17 protein-coding genes, 1 tRNA gene and 1 pseudogene are annotated in these 21,104 nt (G+C 66.8%); 7 read left to right on the top strand and 12 right to left on the bottom strand.

Annotated elements, in window-relative coordinates; genetic code table 11:
• Positions 1 to 157 precede the first annotated feature (157 nt).
• Positions 158 to 889 carry a cytochrome b/b6 domain-containing protein gene (locus IM543_20160; GenBank protein QOY93824.1) on the bottom strand — a complete coding sequence of 244 codons (732 nt, stop codon included), beginning with the start codon at positions 887 to 889 and terminating at the stop codon, positions 158 to 160.
• A gap of 88 nt (positions 890 to 977) precedes the next feature.
• Between IM543_20160 and IM543_20155 the strand changes: the two genes are divergently transcribed.
• Positions 978 to 3,266 (top strand): heavy metal translocating P-type ATPase, encoded by a 2,289-nt coding sequence (locus IM543_20155; GenBank protein QOY93823.1) that lies wholly within the window; start codon positions 978 to 980, stop codon positions 3,264 to 3,266.
• 3 nt (positions 3,267 to 3,269) lie between these two features.
• Here the strand turns inward: IM543_20155 and rng are convergent, their stop codons facing one another.
• From rng to IM543_20110, 9 genes are all read right to left on the bottom strand, one after another.
• Entirely contained in the window at positions 3,270 to 4,742 is a 1,473-nt protein-coding gene (gene rng / locus IM543_20150; GenBank protein ID QOY93822.1) for a ribonuclease G, read from the bottom strand.
• 210 nt (positions 4,743 to 4,952) lie between these two features.
• A complete protein-coding gene (maf, locus tag IM543_20145; protein QOY93821.1) occupies positions 4,953 to 5,570 on the bottom strand; it encodes a septum formation inhibitor Maf in 618 nt (205 codons plus the stop codon).
• A gap of 14 nt (positions 5,571 to 5,584) precedes the next feature.
• Positions 5,585 to 6,055, bottom strand: coding sequence for a 23S rRNA (pseudouridine(1915)-N(3))-methyltransferase RlmH (rlmH, locus tag IM543_20140; protein QOY93820.1), 471 nt, complete (start codon positions 6,053 to 6,055; stop codon positions 5,585 to 5,587).
• A gap of 7 nt (positions 6,056 to 6,062) precedes the next feature.
• Positions 6,063 to 6,758: a ribosome silencing factor gene (gene rsfS / locus IM543_20135; protein ID QOY93819.1), complete on the bottom strand. Its 696-nt coding sequence runs from the start codon at positions 6,756 to 6,758 to the stop codon at positions 6,063 to 6,065.
• Entirely contained in the window at positions 6,758 to 7,516 is a 759-nt protein-coding gene (locus tag IM543_20130; GenBank protein QOY93818.1) for a nicotinate-nucleotide adenylyltransferase, read from the bottom strand. The genes rsfS and IM543_20130 overlap by 1 nt, the downstream gene beginning before the upstream one ends.
• Positions 7,414 to 8,337, bottom strand: a complete 924-nt coding sequence (hemF, locus tag IM543_20125; GenBank protein ID QOY93817.1) for an oxygen-dependent coproporphyrinogen oxidase — start codon at positions 8,335 to 8,337, stop codon at positions 7,414 to 7,416. The genes IM543_20130 and hemF overlap by 103 nt, the downstream gene beginning before the upstream one ends.
• A gap of 88 nt (positions 8,338 to 8,425) precedes the next feature.
• Positions 8,426 to 9,697, bottom strand: coding sequence for a phosphoribosylamine--glycine ligase (gene purD / locus IM543_20120; GenBank protein ID QOY93816.1), 1,272 nt, complete (start codon positions 9,695 to 9,697; stop codon positions 8,426 to 8,428).
• Between the two features lie 14 nt (positions 9,698 to 9,711).
• Positions 9,712 to 10,437 carry a YebC/PmpR family DNA-binding transcriptional regulator gene (locus IM543_20115; GenBank protein QOY93815.1) on the bottom strand — a complete coding sequence of 242 codons (726 nt, stop codon included), beginning with the start codon at positions 10,435 to 10,437 and terminating at the stop codon, positions 9,712 to 9,714.
• Positions 10,438 to 10,581: 144 nt separating this feature from the next.
• Positions 10,582 to 11,355, bottom strand: a complete 774-nt coding sequence (locus IM543_20110; protein QOY93814.1) for a DUF2182 domain-containing protein — start codon at positions 11,353 to 11,355, stop codon at positions 10,582 to 10,584.
• 222 nt (positions 11,356 to 11,577) lie between these two features.
• Here IM543_20110 and IM543_20105 point away from each other — a divergent pair, with 222 nt between their 5' ends.
• The 3 genes from IM543_20105 to IM543_20095 are packed head-to-tail and all read left to right on the top strand — an operon-like array spanning position 11,578 to position 13,909.
• Positions 11,578 to 12,510 carry an EamA family transporter gene (locus tag IM543_20105; protein QOY93813.1) on the top strand — a complete coding sequence of 311 codons (933 nt, stop codon included), beginning with the start codon at positions 11,578 to 11,580 and terminating at the stop codon, positions 12,508 to 12,510.
• On the top strand, positions 12,507 to 12,920 hold the full coding sequence (locus tag IM543_20100; GenBank protein ID QOY93812.1) for a methylglyoxal synthase: 414 nt from the start codon (positions 12,507 to 12,509) through the stop codon (positions 12,918 to 12,920). The genes IM543_20105 and IM543_20100 overlap by 4 nt, the downstream gene beginning before the upstream one ends.
• An 11-nt stretch (positions 12,921 to 12,931) precedes the next feature.
• Positions 12,932 to 13,909, top strand: coding sequence for a quinone oxidoreductase (locus IM543_20095; protein QOY93811.1), 978 nt, complete (start codon positions 12,932 to 12,934; stop codon positions 13,907 to 13,909).
• Positions 13,910 to 14,047: 138 nt separating this feature from the next.
• Here IM543_20095 and IM543_20090 read toward each other — a convergent pair whose 3' ends face one another.
• Positions 14,048 to 14,689 carry a DUF4136 domain-containing protein gene (locus IM543_20090; protein QOY93810.1) on the bottom strand — a complete coding sequence of 214 codons (642 nt, stop codon included), beginning with the start codon at positions 14,687 to 14,689 and terminating at the stop codon, positions 14,048 to 14,050.
• Positions 14,690 to 14,873: 184 nt separating this feature from the next.
• Between IM543_20090 and pepN the strand changes: the two genes are divergently transcribed.
• The 3 genes from pepN to IM543_20075 all read left to right on the top strand — a co-directional run bounded on the left by pepN (position 14,874) and on the right by IM543_20075 (position 18,842).
• Positions 14,874 to 17,522: an aminopeptidase N gene (gene pepN / locus IM543_20085; protein ID QOY93809.1), complete on the top strand. Its 2,649-nt coding sequence runs from the start codon at positions 14,874 to 14,876 to the stop codon at positions 17,520 to 17,522.
• Positions 17,523 to 17,667: 145 nt separating this feature from the next.
• Positions 17,668 to 18,669 (top strand): class 1 fructose-bisphosphatase, encoded by a 1,002-nt coding sequence (locus tag IM543_20080; protein ID QOY93808.1) that lies wholly within the window; start codon positions 17,668 to 17,670, stop codon positions 18,667 to 18,669.
• Positions 18,670 to 18,766: 97 nt separating this feature from the next.
• Positions 18,767 to 18,842 (top strand) — tRNA-Thr (locus tag IM543_20075).
• 188 nt (positions 18,843 to 19,030) lie between these two features.
• Here the strand turns inward: IM543_20075 and IM543_20070 are convergent.
• Positions 19,031 to 21,093: pseudogene (locus IM543_20070) on the bottom strand (TonB-dependent receptor).
• Between the last annotated feature and the right edge of the window lie 11 nt (positions 21,094 to 21,104).

Genomic DNA, 21,104 nt, shown 5'->3' with positions numbered 1-21,104 from the left:
ACGATGAACATGAAGAAGAACCGCTAACTGTACAGACGCTAAGGAAGTCGGGCCGGCATGTCAAGAAAAAATATTGCGCGACGGTGGCTTGCCCGGCACGCACCCGGGCGCGGGCCCGATGGCCGCCTCCGCGGCGCTTGACCGGCCGCGGCTTGTCTCAGCCCTCGTCGTCGCCGGCGTCGTGCCTGGCGCTTGGCGCCGCGCGTTCGGCGGGCTGGCCCGCGCCGACCGGGTCCTGCGACTGCAGCCACCAGAAACCGAGCACCGCGAGCAGCACGACTGCCGCGACACCGCGCCGTGCTCCCCGGATGCCGTCCCGCGGCCTGCCGGTCTTGCGTCCGCCGATCATGGCCTTGACTAGGTTTTCGTGGTGCAGCCAACTGCTGAGCAGGACCGCCGCCACGTGGATGCCGACCACCGCCAGCATGAGCGTGGCGAGTACTTCATGCACCTCTTCCATCGTGTGGCCGCCGTAGCCATGCCAGTGTGCCCAGCCGGAGAGCGCAACCAGGAGGGTCAGGGCCAGCATGGTCACGATGGCGACTGCCCCCGCCGGGTTGTGGCCGGTGTAGTGTTCCGGCTTGCCATGCACGAGTGCGCGGAAGTAGCGCAGCACGCTGCCGGGGCCGCGCACGAAATCGCTGAACCGCGCGTAGCGCGTGCCGACCAGGCCCCAGGCAAGGCGGAAGGCGACCAGCCCCGCCATGGTGTAGCCGAGGGTGACGTGGACCAGGCGCCAGCCATCTTCCTCGCCGGTCAGCCAGGCGCCGGCGAACGCGAGGACCATGAGCCAGTGGAACACGCGAACCGGCGCATCCCACACCAGGACCTTGCCGTGTGCGGCCTCGGCTTCGGGCGCTTCGGTTTGGAAATGCTGTCTTGCTGTCATGTTCTTCTCCCAATTAGGTTAGCATCGTGGACGGGCCGTATTGACACCGGCGGGCGTGTGCTGGATCCTCGCCTAAACAGATGAATCCATGATTAAGCCGACAAAACGCACGCTCAATCTGTTTCAGTTCGCCTTCTCCTGCGTGGCGCTGGCGCTGGGCGGCGTGCTGTTCCTGCTCGGGCTTCGCGCCGCGGCTGGCTGGGCCTGGACCGCAGGGGCCGGCGTCGTGCTGCTGGGCGTGCTGGTCGAGACCGCCGTCACCTTGTGGCGCAGGCAACTGGGACTCGACCTGCTTGCCCTGGTCGCGCTGGTCGGGGCGCTGGCGCTCCAGGAAACCCTGGCGGCCGCGGTGATCGCACTGATGTTCGCCAGCGGGCGGGCCCTGGAAGACTATGCCGAAAAGCGGGCCCGGGACGACATGTCGGCCCTGCTCGGAAGCGCCCCCAGGCAGGCCAACCGGTATGAAGGCGGGGGCGTGGTGCAGGTGCCGCTGGCTGCGGTCCAGCCGGGCGACCGCCTGCTGATCCGGCCCGGCGAGACGGTGCCGGTCGACGGCAGGCTGGAGGCCGGCGCCACGGTGGACGAGTCGAGCCTGACGGGCGAAGCCTTGCCGGTCACGTATGCGGCCGGCGCGGTGCTGGGCAGCGGGGTGGTCAACGCCGGCAACGCCTTCGACATGCTGGCGACCAGCACCGCGGAAAACAGCACCTTCACCCACATCGTCCGCCTGGTCGAGTCGGCACAGGCGTCGAAGGCGCCGGCGGCGCGCATGGCCGACCGCTACGCCCTCCTGTTCATTCCGCTGGCCCTCGGCATCGCCGGCTTGTCCTGGCTGCTGACCGGCGATCCGGGCCGGGCCCTGGCGGTCGTGGTGGTGGCCACTCCCTGTCCGCTGATCCTGGCGGTGCCGGTGGCGCTGGTCAGTGCGATGTCGCGCTGTGCCCAGCGGGGCGTCCTGGTCAAGCATGGCGCCGCCCTCGAGAAGATGGCGCAGGTGCACACGATCTTCTTCGACAAGACCGGAACGCTCACCGGCGGCAAGGCCAGGCTGGTGGCGATCGCCAGCGCGCCATCCATGCCGCCGCAGCAGGTGCTGGGGCTGGCGGCGTCGCTGGAACAGCTTTCCACCCATGCGATCGCCCAGGCCGTGGTCGGCGCGGCCAACGAACGGGGGCTGGTGCTGTCCACCCCGCGCGACGTGGACGAGGCGCCGGGCGCCGGCCTGTCCGGCCGCGTGGACGGCCGGGAAGTGCGGGTCGGCAGCTACGACTACGTGGCCGGAAGCGCCGCGCCGCCCGGCTGGTCGGCGGGCATCCTGGAACGCGCGGCCTACGAGGGCTCCGCCGTGGTCTGCGTGGCGGTCGACGGCGGCTTGTGCGGCGTGCTGCGGATGGCCGATGAGATCCGGCTGGACACGCCGCGCGCCCTGCGGCTGCTCAGGGCATCCGGCATCGGCAAGATCGCCATGCTGACCGGCGACCGCAGCGCGGTGGCCGAGACCATCGCCCGGTCGATCGGGATCGATACGGTCCTGGCGGGGCAGACACCGGCATCCAAGCTCGATGCCATTGCGGCGGGCAGACGCGATGGGGTGACGATGATGGTCGGCGACGGCATCAACGATGCGCCGGCCCTGGCCGCGGCCGACATCGGCGTCGCCATGGGCGCGCGCGGCGCCGCCGCCGCGGCCGAATCGGCCCAGGTGGTATTGCTGGTCGACCGCCTGGATCGCCTGGCGTTCGCGGTACGGATCGCGCAGGGAGCGCGCAGGATCGCCCTGCAAAGCGTGGTGGCGGGCATGGGCCTGTCGCTGCTTGCCATGCTGGTCGCCGCGTTCGGCTACCTGCCGCCGGTCTATGGCGCACTGCTGCAGGAACTGATCGACGTTGCCGTGATCGTCAATGCGCTACGGGTGCTGCGCATTCATGCCGCACCGACGGCGCATACCATGCCGGCCGACCAGGTCGGCCGGCTGCGCGAGGAACATGCCGCCTTGCTGCCGATGGTCGAGAGAATCGGCCGCCTGGCGGACGAGACGGACAGCCTGTCCACGGCGGCACTCAGGAAGGAAATTGCGCTGCTCGATGCCATGCTGCGCAAGCATCTGCTGCCGCACGAGTCGGACGACGACGTCAACTTGCATCCGCAACTGGCGCGCCTGATCGGCGGCGCCGATCCGATGGCCGCGATGAGCCATACGCATCGTGAGATCTTTCGCCTCGGCCGTGCCGTCGAGCGTTTCGCCAGTACGGCATGGCGCGATGAAGAGGACGGCGCATCCCGCAGCGAACTGCGCCGCACCCTGTATGCGCTCGACGCGATCCTGCGCCTGCATTTTGCCCAGGAAGAGGAAATCTACGACGGCCTGTCCGCGTGAACCCTACATCAGGATCACGTCGTACTGCTCCTGGTGATACCCCTTTTCCACCTGCAGCGAGATGCGCTTGCCGATGAAGTCGCCCAGCATGGCCAGGTGCTGCGATTCTTCTTCCAGGAACAGGTCGATCACTTCCTGCGAGGCGACGATGCGGAATTCGCGCGGGTTGAACTGCTTGGCTTCGCGCAGCAGTTCGCGCAGGATCTCGTAGCAGATCGTGCGCGAGGTTTTCACTTGGCCCTTGCCGGAGCAGGCCGGGCAGGGCTCGCACAGGATGTGGGCCAGCGACTCGCGGGTGCGCTTGCGCGTCATCTCGACCAGGCCCAGGGCCGAGAAGCTGCTCACCGACACCTTGGTGCGGTCGCGCGCCAGGGTCTTCTTGAGTTCCGCGAGCACGGCGTTACGGTGCTCGTTGTTCTCCATGTCGATGAAGTCGAGGATGATGATGCCGCCCAGGTTGCGCAGGCGCAGCTGGCGCGCGATGGCGTGCGCCGCTTCCAGGTTGGTCTTGAAGATCGTGTCGGCAAAGTTGCGTCCGCCCACGTAGCCGCCGGTGTTGACGTCGATGGTCGTCATCGCCTCGGTCTGGTCGACGATCAGGTAACCGCCGCTCTTGAGGTCGACACGGCGCCCGAGGGCGCGCAGGATTTCTTCTTCCACGCCGTACAGGTCGAACAGCGGGCGCTCACCCAGGTAGTGAGTCAGGCGCGCCAGCACGCTCGGGGTGAACACCTGCGCGAACTCGACCAGCATGTTGTAGTTTTCGCGCGAGTCCACCTGGATGGTGGCGGTCTCGTCGTGCACGAAGTCGCGCAGCACGCGCTGCGCCAGGTTCAGGTCCTGGTAGAGCAGGGTGGTCGGCGGCCGGGTGCGTGCGCCCTGGACGATGGCGCCCCAGGTCTTGCGCAGGTAGTCGACGTCGGCGGCCAGGTCGGCGTCCGATGCTTCCTCGGCCTGGGTGCGCACGATGTAGCCGCCCTTTTCTTCCTTGGGCAGCAGGTTTTGCAGGCGGGTGCGCAGGTGCTCGCGGTCGGCTTCCTTCTCGATCTTTTGCGAGATGCCGATGTGATGATCCTGCGGCAGGTAGACCAGCATGCGGCCGGCAATCGAGATCTGGGTCGACAGGCGCGCGCCCTTGGTGCCGATCGGGTCCTTGATGACTTGCACGGTCAGCACCTGGCCGTCGAACAGCAGCTTCTCGATGGGTGTCGGCGGGCTCGAGGCGGCGTTGCCGCCGTCGTGGCTGCGCGCCTCCCAGATGTCGGCCACGTGCAGGAAGGCCGCGCGCTCCAGGCCGATGTCGATGAAGGCCGACTGCATGCCCGGCAGCACCCGCACCACCTTGCCCAGGTAGATGTTCCCCGCCAACCCGCGCGTCAGGGTGCGCTCGATGTGCAGTTCCTGCACCGCGCCCTGGAGGATCAGCGCGACACGCGTTTCCTGCGGGGTGATGTTGATGAGGATGTCTTCGTTCATGGCCGGCCGTGCAATATTGTTCAGAGCGACATCATACACGGGGCGGATCATTCCCGGATGGCCGGTGACCGGTTTTCCGTAGGGTGGGCCGGGGCGCGTAGCCGGCTTCGCCGACCGCGCGTTCAACCGTCGCCAATGGTGCTGCGGCGCGTCAATTCATATGTAATTTGAACGCGCGGGCGGGAGACCCGCCCACCCTACGAACAGCGCTTAGATGTTGTAGCCAGCCTTGCGAAGAAGTTGCGCCGTCTCGAACAGCGGCAAGCCCATGATCCCCGAATGGCTGCCCGCGATATGCTCGACGAACAGCGCGGCCAGGCCCTGGATGCCGTAGCCGCCCGCCTTGTCGTAGGGTTCCGGCGTGGCGCAGTAGGCCTGGACCTGCGCCGGCGTGAGCCTGGCGAAGCGCACCTCGGACACCTGGGTGACCTGCTCGGCCACGCGCTCGGCATGGATCGCCACCGAGGTCAGCACCTGGTGGGTGCGCCCGGACAGGCGCTCGAGCATGGCGACGGCCTCGCTGTTGTCGGCCGGCTTGCCGAGGATCTCGCCGTCGATGGTGACGGTGGTATCGGCGGTGAGGATCGGGCGCAGCGGCTGGCGCCGCATCTGCAGCATGTTCCAGGCGAAGGCGCCTTTTTCCTTCGCCACGCGCGCCACGTAGGCGTGCGGGTCTTCGCCCGGCAGCACGTCTTCGCTGACGTCGACGCCGCGCGATGGGTCGCTGCGCAGCATCAGCAGTTCGAAGTCCACGCCGACCTGGCGCAGCAGTTCGCGCCGGCGCGGGCTCTTCGAGGCGAGGTAGATTTTCTTGTCGGTGGGTTTCATCGGTGGCGCGGCATTCAGACGCGGTGGTACGGATGGTTCTGGGTGATCGACCAGGCACGGTACAACTGTTCCGCCAGCATCACACGCACGATTCCGTGCGGCAGCGTCATGCTGGAGATGCGGATCATGCCCTCGGCACGCGCCTTGAGTGCAGGATCGAGCCCGTCGGCGCCGCCGATCAGGAAGGCGGTGTCGCGCCCGTCCTGCTGCCATTGCTCCAGCATCTGCGACAGCCCGACGCTGGTCAGGTCCTTGCCGCGCTCGTCCAGGGCGATGATGCGCACGCCCTTCGGCAGCACCGCCTCGATGCGCTCGCGCTCGAGCGCCATCGCGGTGGCGGCGGTCTTGCTGCCGGAGCGCTCGACCGGCTTGATTTCCTTGAGCACGATGCGCAGCTCGGGCGGCATGCGCTTCGTGTACTCGCCGAACCCGGATTCGATCCAGGCCGGCATCTTGTGCCCGACTGCGGCAATGATCAGCTGCATAAGAAGCTTACTCGGCGGCCTTCTTGACGCGGCGGATCACTTTCTTCACTGGCTCGGCATCCGCCGCGCTTGCAGCACCCGCGGCCGCTTTCGGCGTGCGCTTCGGCGGCTTGGCCTTGGTGGCTTCGACGGCCGCGACTTCGCTCTTGCTCGGCGCGACCTTCACGGTCTTGCCGGTCGGGACCTTCTTGGCGGCCGGTTTCTTGGCGGCGGCGGTCTTGGTGGCGGTGGCGGCGGTCTTGCGCGCTGCCGGCTTGCGCTCCTTGACCGGCTGGGCTTCCGGCTGGTCCTGGGTGGCGGCCAGGTGCTTCGACCTGGTCTTCGGCTCGGCGGCCTCGGCTTCCGGCGTCGACTTGCGCTTGGCCGCGCCCAGCTTGACCGGCTTCTCGCCCCAGATTTCTTCCAGGCGGTAGTACTGGCGGATGGCCGGCTGCATGATGTGGACGATCATGTCGCCCAGGTCGACCAGCACCCATTCGCCGGTGTCTTCGCCTTCGAGGCCGATGACATCGCCGCCTGCCGCCTTGACCTTGTCGCGTACCGAAGCGGCCAGCGCCTTGGTCTGGCGGTTCGAGGTGCCCGAGACGACCGCGATGCGGTCGAACAGGCTGGTCAGGTGCGTCGTGTCGAACAGGACGATGTCCTGGCCCTTGACGTCTTCCAGAGCGTCAACGACGAGGGTTTGCAGTTTCTTGATATCCATTAGCTTTTATATAAGTTATGTTGTTGAATATAGTCTAGCACTTGCGGCGGAAGGAGCGCGCTTACGTCTGCGCCCATTTCCGTTCCTGCACGCAGGGCGTTTCTAATTTGTGTGGCAGAAATATCTACTGCCAGGGTATGGGCAAGGCAGACCTTGCCGTGGGGCGTCGCGCGTACTTCCGCGGGCATCGCCAGCCGCCCTGCGAGTGCCGCAGCCACCGCCGGCGGCAGCTGGTCCTGGTCCAGCGCATAGCCCGGGCGCGCAGCCACGCCCAGGTTTGCGAGCGCGAACAATTCCCGCCAGTCGCGCCAGGTGTCGAGCTTTTGCAACTGGTCGGCGCCCATCAGGAACACGATCGAGGCGGCATTGCCCAGCTCGGCGCGCAGGCCGCGCAGGGTCTCGACCGTGTAGCTGGCGCTGCCGCGCTCGATTTCCTGCAGATCGATGCTCACCTCGAAAGCCTGGCCTGCGAAGGCCAGTTCCAGCATCGCCACGCGCTGGGCGTCGCTGGCTTGCAGGCCGCTTTTCTGCCATGGCCGGGCAGGCAGGATGCGCAACTGGTCGGGGTGCAGCAGTTCGGCAAACAGCGCGGCCAGCGCGACGTGGCCGTGGTGCACCGGGTCGAAGCTGCCACCCAGCAAGGCAACGCAGCGGCTCACGAACCGGGACTCGCTTCCAGCCAGTTCCGGTGGACGAGGAAGTCGGTGTACAGCGCGGCCTCCGGGCTGCCCGGTTCCGGGTGCCAGTCGTAGCGCCATTTCACGACCGGCGGCATCGACATCAGGATCGCTTCGGTGCGGCCGCCCGACTGCAGGCCGAACAGGGTGCCGCGGTCCCACACCAGGTTGAACTCGACATAGCGCCCGCGGCGGTAGGCCTGGAAATCGCGTTCACGTTCGCCGTAGGGCGTGTCCTTGCGCGCCTGCACGATCGGCAGGTAGGCGTCGAGGAAGCCGTCGCCCACCTTGCGCACCATGGCGAAGGCATCGTCGAAGCCGGTCTCGTTGAAGTCGTCGAAGAAGATGCCGCCCACGCCGCGCGGCTCCTTGCGGTGCTTCAGGTAAAAATACTCGTCGCACCACTTCTTGAAGCGCGGGTGCAGGTCTGCACCGTAGGGCGCCAGCGCGTCGTGGCAGACCTGGTGGAAGTGGCGCGCATCATCCTGGTTGCCGTAGTAGGGCGTCAGGTCCATGCCGCCGCCGAACCACCAGACCGGGTCCTTGCCTTCAAGCGTGGCTTCGAAGAAGCGCACATTCATGTGCACGGTCGGCGCGTAGGGGTTACGCGGGTGCAGCACCAGCGACACCCCCATCGCTTCCCAGGCCCGCCCGGCCAGTTCCGGACGTGCGGCCATGGCCGACGGCGGCAGGCTGGCGCCGGTGACGTGCGAGAAATTGCAGCCGCCCCGCTCGAACACATTGCCTTCTTCGATCAGGCGCGAGATGCCGCCGCCGCCCTCCGGACGCTCCCAGCTATCGGCCAGGAAGGGTTTGCCGTCGACGACTTCCAGCGCCGCCACGATGCGGGACTGGAGCTCGAGCAGCCAGGCTTTGATGGCGGAAGGGTCGGGGATGGTCATGCGTGTGGGGTGAGTGGCCGAAAAAATGGGCAGATTGTACACCTGCCCAGGGCGCGGCACTGATAATTGTGGCGAGTGCTGGTGCCGCTTACTTCAGGCCGCGCCAGCCGATGTCGCGGCGGTACTGCGCGCCGTTGAAGTGGATTTTTTCCACCGTCTCGTAGGCCTGCTTCTGCGCCATCTTGACGCTGTCGCCCAGGCCGACCACGCACAGGACGCGTCCGCCACTGGTCTGCAGGCTGCCGCCCACCAGCTGGGTGCCGGCGTGGAAGCTGACGCATTCCGGCGTCTCGGCCGGGATGCCGTCGATGACGTCGCCCTTGCGCGGACTGTCCGGGTAGCCGGCGGCTGCCATCACCACGCCTACCGCGGTGCGGCGGTCCCATTCGAGTTCGACGGCATCGAGCGTGCCGTTGCAGGCGTGGTCGAGCACCGGCAGGAAATCGCTCTTCAGGCGCGCCATGATCGGCTGGGTTTCCGGGTCGCCCATGCGGCAGTTGAATTCCAGCGTGCGCGGGTTGCCTTCGGCGTCGATCATCAGGCCGGCGTACAGGAAGCCGGTGAACACGATGCCGTCCTTGGCCATGCCCTGGATGGTCGGGTTGATGATCTCGCGCATCACGCGCGCGTGCATCGACGGGGTCACGATCGGGGCGGGGGAGTAGGCGCCCATGCCGCCGGTGTTCGGGCCTTCGTCGGCATCCTTCAGGCGCTTGTGGTCCTGGCTGGTCGCCAGCGCCAGCACGTTCTTGCCGTCGCACATGACGATGAAACTGGCTTCCTCGCCGGCCAGGAATTCTTCGATCACGATGCGCGCGCCGGCGCCGGCGTCGCCGAAGGCGTTATCGGACAGCATGTGGTCGACGGCAGCATGCGCCTCGTCGAGGCTCATCGCCACCACCACGCCCTTGCCGGCGGCCAGGCCGTCGGCCTTGATGACGATCGGGGCGCCATTGGCGTCCACGTAGGCGTGCGCCTGGGCCGCATCCGAGAAGCTCTGGTACTTGGCGGTCGGAATGCCGTGGCGCTGCATGAAGGCCTTGGCGAAGTCCTTCGAGCTTTCCAGCTGCGCCGCTTCTTTCGTCGGTCCGAAGATCTTCAGGCCGCGCGCGCGGAACAGGTTGACGATGCCGGCCGCCAGCGGCGCTTCCGGGCCCACCAGGGTCAGGGCGACGCCTTCGGCCACGACGAAGTCGGCCAGCGCCGCCGGGTCGCTGATCTCGACGTTGACCAGGCGCGCGTCGAGCGCGGTGCCGCCGTTGCCCGGGGCGACGAAGACGGTCTGGACGCGTTCGGACTGGGCCAGTTTCCAGGACAGGGCATGTTCACGGCCGCCGGAGCCGACTACGAGGATCTTCATGGGGGGCTTTCGACTTACTCTTCGATGATGGCGTTGGTGTAGACGTCCTGGACGTCGTCCAGGTTTTCCAGCGCGTCGAGGATCTTCTGCATCTTGGCGGCGTCCTCGCCGACCAGCACGGTCTCGTTGTCCGGCTTCATGATGACTTCCGATACCTCGGCCTTGAAACCGGCCTTTTCCAGCGCTTCCTTCACGCCGGCGTAGGCGAACGGGTCGCACAGCACTTCGAAGCCGCCTTCGTCGTCGGCCAGCACGTCGTCGGCGCCGGCTTCGAGCGCGGCCTCCATCAGCTTGTCTTCGTCCACGCCCGGCGCGAACTGGAACTGGCCGACGTGCTTGAACATGAAGGCCACCGAGCCTTCGGTGCCCATGTTGCCGCCGTACTTGTTGAAGGCGTGGCGCACTTCGGCCACGGTCCGCACCCGGTTGTCGGTCAGGCAGTCGACGATGATCGCCGCGCCGCCGATGCCGTAGCCTTCGTAGCGGATTTCTTCGTAGTTGACGCCTTCGAGCTCGCCGGCGCCGCGCTGGATCGCGCGGTTGACGTTATCCTTCGGCATATTGGCGTCGGCCGCTTTTTCGACCGCCAGGCGCAGGCGCGGGTTGGAAGCGATGTCGCTTCCGCCCATGCGTGCGGCCACGGTGATCTCCTTGATCAGGCGCGTCCAGATCTTGCCGCGCTTGGCGTCGGTGGCGGCCTTCTTATGCTTGATGTTGGCCCATTTGCTGTGTCCAGCCATTTCCAGAATTCCTTAGACGGTAGAAAAGCCCGAAAACCTTGGGGCGCATCGCGCTGGCAGTGTTCGAGCTTCCGGTATGCAAGAGTGGCCGATATTCTAGCATAGGCCCCCCTTGCAAAATCGCCGGAGGCGGTGATCAAACTGTCATGGAAACAACAGCCAGGTACCGGCGACGACCATCCCCATCCCGGACACCCAGGCCACCAGCGAGCCTTCCTCGAGCCGCAGTTCGGCCAGGACCAGCAGCGCGACGGCGCCCACGAAGACCGGGTTGCCGGGACCCCCGCCCAGCAGGAGCAGCACCAGCGGCCAATAGCATCCGAGGCACATGCGCCCGTGGCCGGCGCCCTGCCGCAGGGCGCCGGCGATGCCGCTGCGCCAGCCGACCAGCACGCCGGGCAGGGGAGCGCGGCAATGCTGCAGGCTGGCGTGCTTGGCCGGGGTCCACTGCCAGGCGCCGGCCGCCACCAGCGCCAGTTCCAGGGCCGGATGGCGCGCCGCCAGCGCCTCGTCGAGCATGCCGGTGTCGTGCAGCCCCCAGTGCAGCAGGGTGAGCAGGGCCGCGAAGGCGGTCCAGGCCAGCAGGCAGCCGAACGCGAACAGGGCGGTGCCCAGGCGCGGCCATCTCACCGCGGCGCGGCGGCGCGCGAGACGCAGGTAGACGAACACGCCTCCCGCCGCGGCCGGCAGCATCAGGGCCACCGACAGGCCGGTCCACATCGCAAACAGCAGCAGTACCTCGCCGGCCCGCAGCGGCCGCGGCAAGGGCAGGGAGTTGGCGCCACCGGGTGCGGGAAGCGTCAGTGTCGCGCCCAGGAAGGCAAACCAGGCCCAGCAGGCCAGGGCCAGCAGCACCATCCAGGCCAGGCCCAGCGCGAGCGGCCGGGCGGGACGTTCATCGATGCCGGACAGGCTCATTGGGGGCTCCCGCGGCCCATGGCCCGTGTCGGCGGCACGCTTGTCTGCACAAGTCTTGCGCCCGCAAGGGGCCGCCTGTGGCGATGGTTTGACGAGTTCGTCATTCGGTCTCTCCTCGGTGTGGTTGGTGTGGGCTATTCGACAACGCGGAAGCGGCCGCGTTCTGGCCTGCCGATCGGCCCAGCTCCAGCGAACTCGGCGGATCGCTCGTACAATCGTCGGATGAACCAAAGCATTTCCGCCAATCCTGCTGCTCCTTTACCACGTGCGGCCGTCGTCGCCGGCCTGTCGATCGCCGTCGCCGGCGCCGTCCTGTTTTCCACGAAGGCCATCGTCGCCAAACTGCTGTACCGTTACCACATCGACGCAGTAACCTTGATCGCGTTCAGAATGCTGTTCTCGCTTCCGGTGTTTGCCGCCGTCGCGCTCTGGAAGATGCGCACCCAGCCGCCGCTATCGGGCACCGACAGCTGGCGCATCGTCGTGCTGGGCCTGCTCGGCTACTACCTGTCGAGCTACCTCGACTTCCTCGGCCTGCAACACATCTCGGTCGGGCTCGAACGCCTGATCCTGTTCCTGACGCCGACCTTCGTGCTGCTCGCCAACGTGATGATCTTCAAGCGCCGCGTCCGGCCCCTGGAATGGGCGGCGCTGGCGCTGGCCTATTGCGGCATCGTGCTGGTCTTCGTGCACGACCTGGGAGGCGGTTCCGGCAGTACGAAGGGGAGCACAGTGGTCGGCTCCCTGCTGGTACTGGGTTCGGCGATGTCCTATGCCGTCTACCTGCTCGGCACCGGCGAGATGGTCAGGCGCATCGGCTCGCTGCGGCTGGTGGCCTACGCCATGTGCGTCTCGAGCGCCGCCTGCATCGCCCAGTTCTTCGTGCTGCGCCCGGCGAGCATGCTGGTGCAGCCGGCCGGGGTTTACTGGCTCTCGCTCGTGAATGGGGTATTCTGTACTATCTTTCCTGTGTTCATGACCATGGCCGCGGTACAACGCATCGGCGCCGCGACCGCCTCGCAGGCCGGGATGATCGGGCCGGTGTCGACGCTGTTCCTCGGCGCCCTGATCCTGGGCGAGCCGGTCACCGGGGTGCAGCTTGCCGGCACCGGTCTCGTACTTGTGGGGATTTACGCTCTCTCGCTTAAAAAATGACGCCACCTAAACGACAAGCACGGATTGCGCTCATCGCGCACGACAAGAAGAAAGACGACATGATCACCCTCGCCGGCGAGTACCTTGATTTCCTCAAGGGCTGCACGCTGTCGGCCACCGGCACCACCGGTGGGCGCCTGGCCAACGAGCTGGGGCTCGCGGTCGCGCGCAAGCACTCGGGTCCGGTCGGCGGCGACCTGCAGATCGGCGCCCTGCTGGTCGACGGCGAGATCGACTGCGTGATCTTCCTGCGCGACCCGATGACGCCGCAGCCGCACGAACCCGACATCAACGCCCTGGTGCGCGCCTGCGACGTGCACGACATCGCCTGCGCGACCAATGTCTCGACCGCGCGCCTGGTGCTGTCGCAACTGATGCAGTCGGCGACGGCGGCCGGCGCGCAGGGCTGAGGAGCAAGCCGATGCAGACCAGAGCCATCCGTATTGCCGCCCTCGGCGGCCCCGAGGTGCTCGAGTTCGTGGACGTCGAGGTCGGCGAGCCGGGGCCGGGCGAGGCGCGCGTACGCCACCACGCCATCGGGCTGAACTACATCGATACCTATTACCGCAGCGGCCTGTACCAGATGGCGCTGCCTGCCGGACTGGGCCAGGAAGGGGCCGGGGTGGTCGAGGCGGTGGGCGAGGGCGTGACGCACGTGGCGCCGGGCGACCGGGTCGCCTACGCCGGCGGTCCGCTGGGCGCCTACAGCCAGGTACGCGTGATGCCGGCCGATCAACTGGTGCAGCTGCCGGAGTCGATCTCGTTCGAGCTGGGGGCCGCCATGATGCTGCAGGGCCTGACGGTGCAGTACCTGTTCCGCCAGACCTATCGCTTGCAGCCGGGCCAGACCATCCTGTTCCACGCCGCGGCCGGCGGGGTCGGCCTGATCGCCTGCCAGTGGGCGAAAGCCCTGGGCGTGCACCTGATCGGCACGGTGGGGTCGGAAGAAAAGGCGGCGCTGGCGCGCGCCCATGGCGCGGCCCATGTCATCAACTACAACACGGAAGACGTGGTGCAGCGGGTGCTGGAGATCACGGGCGGCGCCAGGGTGCCGGTGGTCTACGACTCGGTCGGCAAGGACACCTTCGTCCGCTCGCTCGACTGCCTGCAGCCGCGCGGCCTGATGGTCAGTTTCGGCAACGCCTCCGGCGCGGTGCCGCCCTTCTCGCTGAGCGAACTGGCCGCGCGCGGCTCCTTGTACATCACGCGGCCGACGCTGTTCGCGTATGCCGGCACCCGTCCCGAGCTGGAAGCCATGGCGGCGGACCTGTTTGCCATGGTGGAGAGCGGCCAGCTGAAGATCGAGGTCAAGCAGCGCTTCGCGCTGGCGGACGCCGCCGAGGCGCACCGCGCGCTGGAAGGGCGCCGCACCACCGGCTCGACGGTGCTGCTGCCATGAGGGACACCAGGAACGACGACGGTGACGACGGCGCGCCGAAGTTCGGGCGCCTGCTGATCGTACTGGCCCTGGCGCTGGCCGTGATCGTGGCGCTGACCTTCGGTTCGGAGGCGTACTTCACGCCTTAGGGCGGACAGATCAGCCGTTCTGCTGCTTCAGCTCCACCCTGCGCGCCACGCCCGACGGCCCCGGGAAGCCTTCGAAGGCGCTCTGTACCAGCGCCGGCATCACGGCCGGGGTCGACAGCCGGCGGCTGGTATTGTGCACGGTCGCCTCGAACAGGCGCTTGCCGTCGGCCGCCGACTTGATCCCGATCTGCAGTTCGCGGCGGTACTGGTGCTCGATCGAGACCTGGTAGGCCGGGCTCCAGAACGGATCGTAGAACGGGCTGTACCAGCCGCCCCAGTACGGGCGGCGGAAACCGCGGTAGGCGAAGCGCGGCGCCATCGGGCCCCACATCGGCTGGTAGAACGGCGAGATCGGCTCGATCACGCGCACCGGCACGTCGGTGGTGGTAAAGCGCATCGATACCGTCAGGGCAGGCTTGCCGCCCCCGGCATCGCGAAAGCCCAGGCGCGCCAGCTGGCCGCGCACCAGGTCCTGGTAGGCGCGGTATTCCAGCGTGTCGTCGTGCGCCGGCGGCGCTTCGAACACGTAGCTCTTGTCCTCGATCTGCGCCGGCCACTGGTGGAAGGTGGTGACATCGCTGCGGATCGTGGTGGCGCATCCCGTCAGCAGCATTGCGAACACCGCTCCGGCGGCGATCATCAGGCGTTTCATTGCTTTCTCCCTGGTCTGGACGTACTTTTCCGATCGTTTACATTACTGCCTGTTCATAAACTTGCGAAAATTATTTACACGTGCTTACTGCTTCCACATTCTGATACATACGGAAACGTAGCAGGCACCGGAAAATCTTGTTGGTAAAATAAACACTTCAACCCACTGTCTTTTCGGACTCCCTATGCGCACCGATACGCCCCAGACGATTTACCGGAGTGACTACACCCCCCCGAGCTATGTGGTGGATACCGTGGAACTCGGCTTCGACCTCGATCCCGCCCGCACGGTCGTGGCCAACCGCATGACGGTGCGGCGCAACCAGGATTGCCCCCACCAGCGCACGATCGAGCTGCACGGCGAGGACATCGAGCTGGTGGCGCTGCGCATGAACGGCCGCACACTGCAGAGTGGCGAATATATCATCGGCAACAATGTCCTTACCATCCCGAATGCGCCGGAAGAAGCCACGCTCGAGATCGAGACCGTCTGCGTGCCGGAGCAGAATACGACGCTGAGCGGCCTGTACACTTCGAACGGCAACTTCTTCACGCAGTGCGAAGCCGAGGGCTTCCGCCGCATCACTTATTTCCCGGACCGTCCGGATGTGATGGCGAAATACACCGTGATGCTGCGTGCCGACAAGGAGCGCTATCCGGTGCTGTTGTCCAACGGCAATCTGCTGGAAGAGGGCGACCTGGGTGACGGCCGCCACTACGCCAAGTGGGAAGATCCGTTCAAGAAGCCGTCCTACCTGTTCGCGCTGGTCGCCGCGCGCTTGGTCTGCCAGGAAGAGCGCTTCCGCCTGGCGGACGGCCGCGACGCGCTGCTGCAGGTATGGGTGGAAGAGGGCAACCTCGACAAGACCGACTACGCCATGCAGTCGCTCAAGCACAGCATCCGCTGGGACGAGGAACGCTACGGCCTGGAACTCGACCTCGACCGCTTCATGATCGTCGCGACTAGCGACTTCAACATGGGCGCGATGGAAAACAAGGGCCTGAACATCTTCAACACCAAGTTCGTGCTGGCCAATCCGCGGGTGGCGACCGACATCGACTTCCAGGGCATCGAGGCGGTGGTGGCGCACGAGTACTTCCACAACTGGACCGGCAACCGCGTCACCTGCCGCGACTGGTTCCAGCTGTCGCTCAAGGAAGGCCTGACGGTGTTCCGCGACCAGGAATTCACCGCCGACATGATCGGCACCGACAGCGGCCGCGCCGTCACCCGCATCGACCAGGTACGCACCCTGCGCCAGGCCCAGTTCCCCGAAGATGCCGGCCCGATGGCGCACCCGGTGCGCCCGGACTCCTTCGTGGAGATCAATAATTTCTATACCGTCACGGTGTACGAAAAGGGCGCCGAAGTGGTGCGCATGTACCAGACCCTGCTGGGGCGCGACGGCTTCCGCAAGGGCATGGACCTGTACTTCGAGCGCCACGACGGCCAGGCCGTCACCTGCGACGACTTCCGCCTGGCGATGGCCGACGCCAATGGCCGCGACCTGCGCCAGTTCGAGCGCTGGTACGACCAGGCCGGCACCCCGGAACTGCGTTTCGAGACCCGCTACGACGAGGCGGCCCAGACCTATGCGCTGACCCTGTTCCAGTCCTGCCCGCCGACCCCGGGCCAGCCGCAGAAGCGCCCCTTCCACATCCCGGTGGCGGTCGGCCTGCTCGACTGCGAGGGCCGCGACATGCCGCTGACCGTGGACGGCAAGGACATGGGCAGCACCGCCGTGCTCGAGCTGAAGGAAGACCAGCAGACCTTCGTCTTCAGCAATGTGACGGAGCAGCCGGTGCCGTCCGTCCTGCGCGACTTCTCGGCGCCCGTGATCTTGCGGCACGGCTATAGCGACAGCGACTTGCTGCACCTGTTCAAGCACGACAGCGACCCGGTCAACCGCTGGGAAGCGGGGCAGCGCCTGGCAATGGGCCGCCTGCTCAAGCTGACCGGCGAGGCGCCGTCGTCCAACCGGCTGAGCCTGGACGACACCTTCATCGAGGCGATGCGGCGCATGCTGGTCGATGCATCGCTCGACCCGGCCTTCCGCGAGCAGGCCCTGCTGCTGCCGTCCGAAACCATGATCGCCGAACAGCTCGACACCGTCGATCCGCTGGCCGTGCACATGGCGCGCCAGTTCATGCGCGCCAACATCGGAGCGCGCCTGCGCGATGAGCTGCTGGCCCAGTACGAGGCCAACCGGACCCCGGGCCCGTACAGCCCGGACGCCGCGTCAAGCGGCCGTCGCGCCCTCAAGAACCTGGCGCTGTCCTACCTGAACGCGGCCCCGGACGCCGAGACCATCGCGCTGGCGCTGCGCCAGTGCCAGGAAGCCGACAACATGACCGACCGCGCAGCAAGCCTGAGCGCCCTGATCCACGCCCGGGCACCCGAGGCCGAAGCCGAGCTGGCCCGCTTCTACGACGAGTTCCAGGGCGAAGCGCTGGTGGTCGACAAGTGGTTCGCGATGCAGGCCTCGGCGCCGACCACCGACATCGCCAAGATCCGCGAGCTGATGCGCCACCCGGCCTTCAACCTGCGCAACCCGAACCGGGCGCGCAGCCTGATCGCCAACTACTGCATGAACAACCCGGTCGAGTTCCATGCGCCGAACGGCAGCGGCTACCTGTTCTGGGCCGAGCACGTGACCCTGCTCGACGCCCTCAACCCGCAGGTCGCGGCCCGCCTGGCGCGCGCCATGGACCGCTGGCGCCGCTACACGCCGGAACTGCAGCAGCACATGAAGACCGCGCTGCAGCAGGTGGCGGGGCAGCAGCGGCTGTCGAACGACGTGCGCGAGATCGTGACCAAGGCCCTCGCCAACTAATACGGTAGGGTGGGCGGGTCTCCCGCCCGCGCGTTCAGCTCCCGCATGAATGGATGCGGCGTGTGTTTTCACACACGGTTCGAACGTGTGGGCGGACAAGCCGCCCACCCTGCGAATAAATTCAAACCCAAACCAAAGGAAGTTCATGAAACGCGTCAGTCTTACGCAGTACCTGGTCGAGGAACAGCGTCTCCACCAGACCATCAATGCCGAACTGCGCCTCCTGATCGAGGTCGTGGCGCGCGCCTGCAAGCGCATCAGCTATTCGGTCAGCAAGGGGGCGCTCGGCGAAGTGCTGGGCAGCGCCGATACCGAAAACATCCAGGGCGAAGTCCAGAAGAAGCTCGACGTGATTTCGAACGAGATCCTGCTGGAAGCGAACGAATGGGGCGGCCACCTGGCGGCGATGGCCTCGGAAGAGATGGAAACCATCCGCCAGATCCCGAGCCGCTATCCGAAGGGCGAGTTCCTGCTGATGTACGACCCGCTCGACGGCTCGTCCAACATCGATGTCAACGTCTCGATCGGCACCATCTTCTCGGTGCTGAAGGCGCCGGAGGGCATGAAGGATCCGACCGAGCAGGACTTCCTGCAGCCGGGCACCCAGCAGGTGGCGGCCGGCTATGCCGTCTACGGCCCGCAGACCATGCTGGTCCTTACCACCGGCAACGGCGTGCATTGCTTCACCCTCGACCGCGAAATGGGTTCGTGGGTGCTGACCCAGAGCGACATGCAGATCCCGGAGGCTACCCAGGAATTCGCGATCAACATGTCGAACAAGCGTCACTGGCATCCGCCGGTGCAGCGCTATGTCGACGAAATACTGGCGGGCAGCACCGGCCCGCGCGGCAAGGACTTCAACATGCGCTGGATCGCCTCGATGGTGGCCGATGTGCACCGTATCCTGAACCGCGGCGGCATCTTCATGTACCCGGCCGACATGCGCGATCCGGGCTCGCCGGGCAAGCTGCGCCTGATGTACGAAGCCAATCCGATGGCCATGATCGTCGAGCAGGCCGGCGGCGCCGCCACCGATGGCCGTGGGCGCATCATGGACATCCAGCCGACCAAGCTGCACCAGCGCGTGCCGGTGTTCCTGGGCTCGAAGAGCGAGGTCGAACTGGTGACCAGCTACCACGCGGCGTGATTTTTTTTGTAATTTATGGCTGAGTGCCGAGTCGGACTAGCACCTTGTCGACGTTGTTTGCTAGAATACGGCTCTTCGTCGGGTTTGCCCGCGTAGAGCCGCTGTAGCTCAGTCGGTAGAGCAGCGCATTCGTAATGCGAAGGTCACCAGTTCGATTCCGGTCAGCGGCACCAAGAATTCAGTAGCAAGATCAAAGGTTTACATGTTTCGGCATGTAAGCCTTTTTTTTCGTGTTCGCGGTCGGGGAGCGTGCGCGTGGCCGCGGCATGTCGACATCGGCGCCGGTTGCAGCTGCGTCGTGCACACCCGCCCCCGCATGACGGGGGACAGGCGTGGCGAAAAATCCACTTGATGCATGCTGCTAATAGCGCATACGGGCACCAAAGTACATCGAGCGCGGCTCGCCCGGCGAGAGGATGGCGGCGCCAGGTGCCGAAGTCGAGGTAACGCTGTGGCGCGCGATGAAGTCCTTGTCGCCGGCATTGCGCAGCTCCGCATAGACTTCCCAGTTGCGCGTCGCGTAGCCGGCGCGCAGCCCCCACAGGGTATGGGAGGCGATGTCGTAGCGGTTGGCGAAGTCGGCGTAACGCTTGCCGACCAGGTCGATGGTCGGGCCGGCGAAAGCGCCATTGGCGTTGCGGTACAGCGCCTCGGCGCGCAGGGCGTAACGCGGCGCCGCCGGCAGGCGATTGTCGCCCCAGCGCTTGTCGCCGTCGAATGAGAAGCGGTTCAAGGTCAGGTTGAGCAGCGGCTCGATCCGGTGCGCGCCGGCCTGGTCCAGCGGGAAGCTGGCGCCGACCAGCGCCTCGAGGCCGGCGTGGATGGTCTTGTCGATGTTCGAGGACAGGGCGGTGCCGGGCGCGCCCGGGTCGTCCACCGACAGGATCTCGTCGCGGATGCGGGCGTAGTAGAGCGCCGCCTCCCAGTGCCAGTGGCCGCGCCCGATCGCCTGCCGGCCGCGCGAGCCGATCTCGAGGGAGGTGCCCTTCATCGCGTCCAGGGTCTGGTCGTTGCCGCTCTCCTGGTCGTCCATCTGGTAAGTCGTCGGCGCCTCGTACAGGCGGCTGAGGTTGGCGAACAGCTGGGTCTCCGGCGCCAGCTGGTAAATCAGGCCGGCGCGTGGATTGATGCTGTCGAAGCTGGCCTTCGGATTGCGCAGCGCGCCGGTGGCGACCGCCAGGTTGCGGATTTCCCGGCGCGCGGAGACGGCCTGCGCGCCGTAGACCGCGCTCCAGCGCGGCGCGAACTGCCAGCGGTCCATCAGGAAGGCTTCGGTGGCGCGGGCGTCATTGTCCACGCGCGTGGCCAGCGCGGTGCGGCGTCCGCCGTCGTTGCCGTAGTTGCCGCCCTCGACCTCGGTACGACCATGATTCAGGCCCGCCAGCAGCTCGTGCGCGCCGCGCCGCAGCTGGTAGCGCAGCGAGAGGCCGGAATTGCGCTGCTCGGTGTCGATCAGGAGGCTGAAGAAGGGGCTTTGCACGATCGGGTGGTAGAGCTGCTGGGTCTCGTACGAGAAGCCGACGCTCAGGCGGCTGGCGGCATCGATGTCCCAGGTGGTCTTGTTGGCGAGGCGCGCGGTGTCGACGTTCCACTGGTAGTGGCCGGCCGCGGCCGCCGCTTGCGCCTGGCGCGGATTGCGCCGCCACTGTTCGCGGGTGAGGACACCGGGCAGTTCTTCGTCGTTCCTGACGTAGTCGAGGTAGGGCGCGTGCGCACGGTGCCGCTCAGCTTCCAGCCGGCATTGGCGTTGAGCGCGCGGCGCTGCTGGCGGTTATGCGCGCGATAGCCGTCGCGCTCCTTGGCTTCGAGCGACAGCAGGCCGTCGAACTCGCCGGAAGCGCCGGCCGCCGTGACGCGCCCCTGGCGCTGGCCGTGGCTGCCGCCGTTGAGGAACAGCTCGAACGCGGGCGAATCGAGGCCGGTGCGCGAGATGTAATCGATGGCGCCGCCCAGGGTGCTGGCGCCATAGGCCAGCGCATTGGCGCCGCGCGCGACCACGATGTGGCTGGCGCCGAGCGGATCGACGAAGCGGTTGTGGTTGTTGCCGTCGGCGGCCGTCACCGGCAGCCCGTCCTGCATCAGCTTGACGCCGCTGTTGTCGTAGTCTACCGCGTCCAGGTTGGAGCCGCGGATCGACAGGAAGCTGGCGTCGCTGCCGGAGCTGCTGGCCGCCCACACGCCGGGGACGAAACGCAGCATGTCCGCGGTGTTGGCGACGTTGCGCTGCAGAAGCTGGTCGCGCTCCAGTACGGTGACGGCGCCGGGCGTGCGCGCCTGCTCGGCCGCGAGTTCCTTCTTCGATTGGTCCGGCGCCTGGCCGGTGACCACCACCGCGGGCAAGGAGTCGGGTTCTTGCTGGGCGAAGGCCGCGACATGCAGGCCGAGGAGCGCGGGGATGAGGCTGAGGCGAAGTGCGTTGTTCATGATGTACTCGT

The organism is Massilia sp. UMI-21, assembly GCA_015277795.1.
Classification (GTDB): Bacteria; Pseudomonadota; Gammaproteobacteria; order Burkholderiales; family Burkholderiaceae_D; genus Telluria.
The sequence above is the reverse complement of the archived record's forward strand: the minus strand, read 5'-3'. Positions and strand labels throughout refer to the sequence as shown.

Bases quoted from the DNA above. Each gene is read 5' to 3' on its own strand.
- rlmH (QOY93820.1), bottom strand. From the start codon at position 6,055: ATGCAGCTGATCATTGCCGCAGTCGGGCACAAGATGCCGGCCTGGATC.
- IM543_20155 (QOY93823.1), top strand. From the start codon at position 978: ATGATTAAGCCGACAAAACGCACGCTCAATCTGTTTCAGTTCGCCTTC.
- purD (QOY93816.1), bottom strand. From the start codon at position 9,697: ATGAAGATCCTCGTAGTCGGCTCCGGCGGCCGTGAACATGCCCTGTCC.
- IM543_20160 (QOY93824.1), bottom strand. From the start codon at position 889: ATGACAGCAAGACAGCATTTCCAAACCGAAGCGCCCGAAGCCGAGGCC.
- IM543_20110 (QOY93814.1), bottom strand. From the start codon at position 11,355: ATGAGCCTGTCCGGCATCGATGAACGTCCCGCCCGGCCGCTCGCGCTG.
- IM543_20100 (QOY93812.1), top strand. From the start codon at position 12,507: ATGACGCCACCTAAACGACAAGCACGGATTGCGCTCATCGCGCACGAC.
- hemF (QOY93817.1), bottom strand. From the start codon at position 8,337: ATGACCATCCCCGACCCTTCCGCCATCAAAGCCTGGCTGCTCGAGCTC.
- maf (QOY93821.1), bottom strand. From the start codon at position 5,570: ATGAAACCCACCGACAAGAAAATCTACCTCGCCTCGAAGAGCCCGCGC.
- IM543_20130 (QOY93818.1), bottom strand. From the start codon at position 7,516: ATGGCGCTACGACTGGCACCCGGAACCGGGCAGCCCGGAGGCCGCGCT.
- IM543_20090 (QOY93810.1), bottom strand. From the start codon at position 14,689: ATGAAACGCCTGATGATCGCCGCCGGAGCGGTGTTCGCAATGCTGCTG.
- IM543_20095 (QOY93811.1), top strand. From the start codon at position 12,932: ATGCAGACCAGAGCCATCCGTATTGCCGCCCTCGGCGGCCCCGAGGTG.
- rng (QOY93822.1), bottom strand. From the start codon at position 4,742: ATGAACGAAGACATCCTCATCAACATCACCCCGCAGGAAACGCGTGTC.
- rsfS (QOY93819.1), bottom strand. From the start codon at position 6,758: ATGGATATCAAGAAACTGCAAACCCTCGTCGTTGACGCTCTGGAAGAC.
- IM543_20080 (QOY93808.1), top strand. From the start codon at position 17,668: ATGAAACGCGTCAGTCTTACGCAGTACCTGGTCGAGGAACAGCGTCTC.
- pepN (QOY93809.1), top strand. From the start codon at position 14,874: ATGCGCACCGATACGCCCCAGACGATTTACCGGAGTGACTACACCCCC.
- IM543_20115 (QOY93815.1), bottom strand. From the start codon at position 10,437: ATGGCTGGACACAGCAAATGGGCCAACATCAAGCATAAGAAGGCCGCC.
- IM543_20105 (QOY93813.1), top strand. From the start codon at position 11,578: ATGAACCAAAGCATTTCCGCCAATCCTGCTGCTCCTTTACCACGTGCG.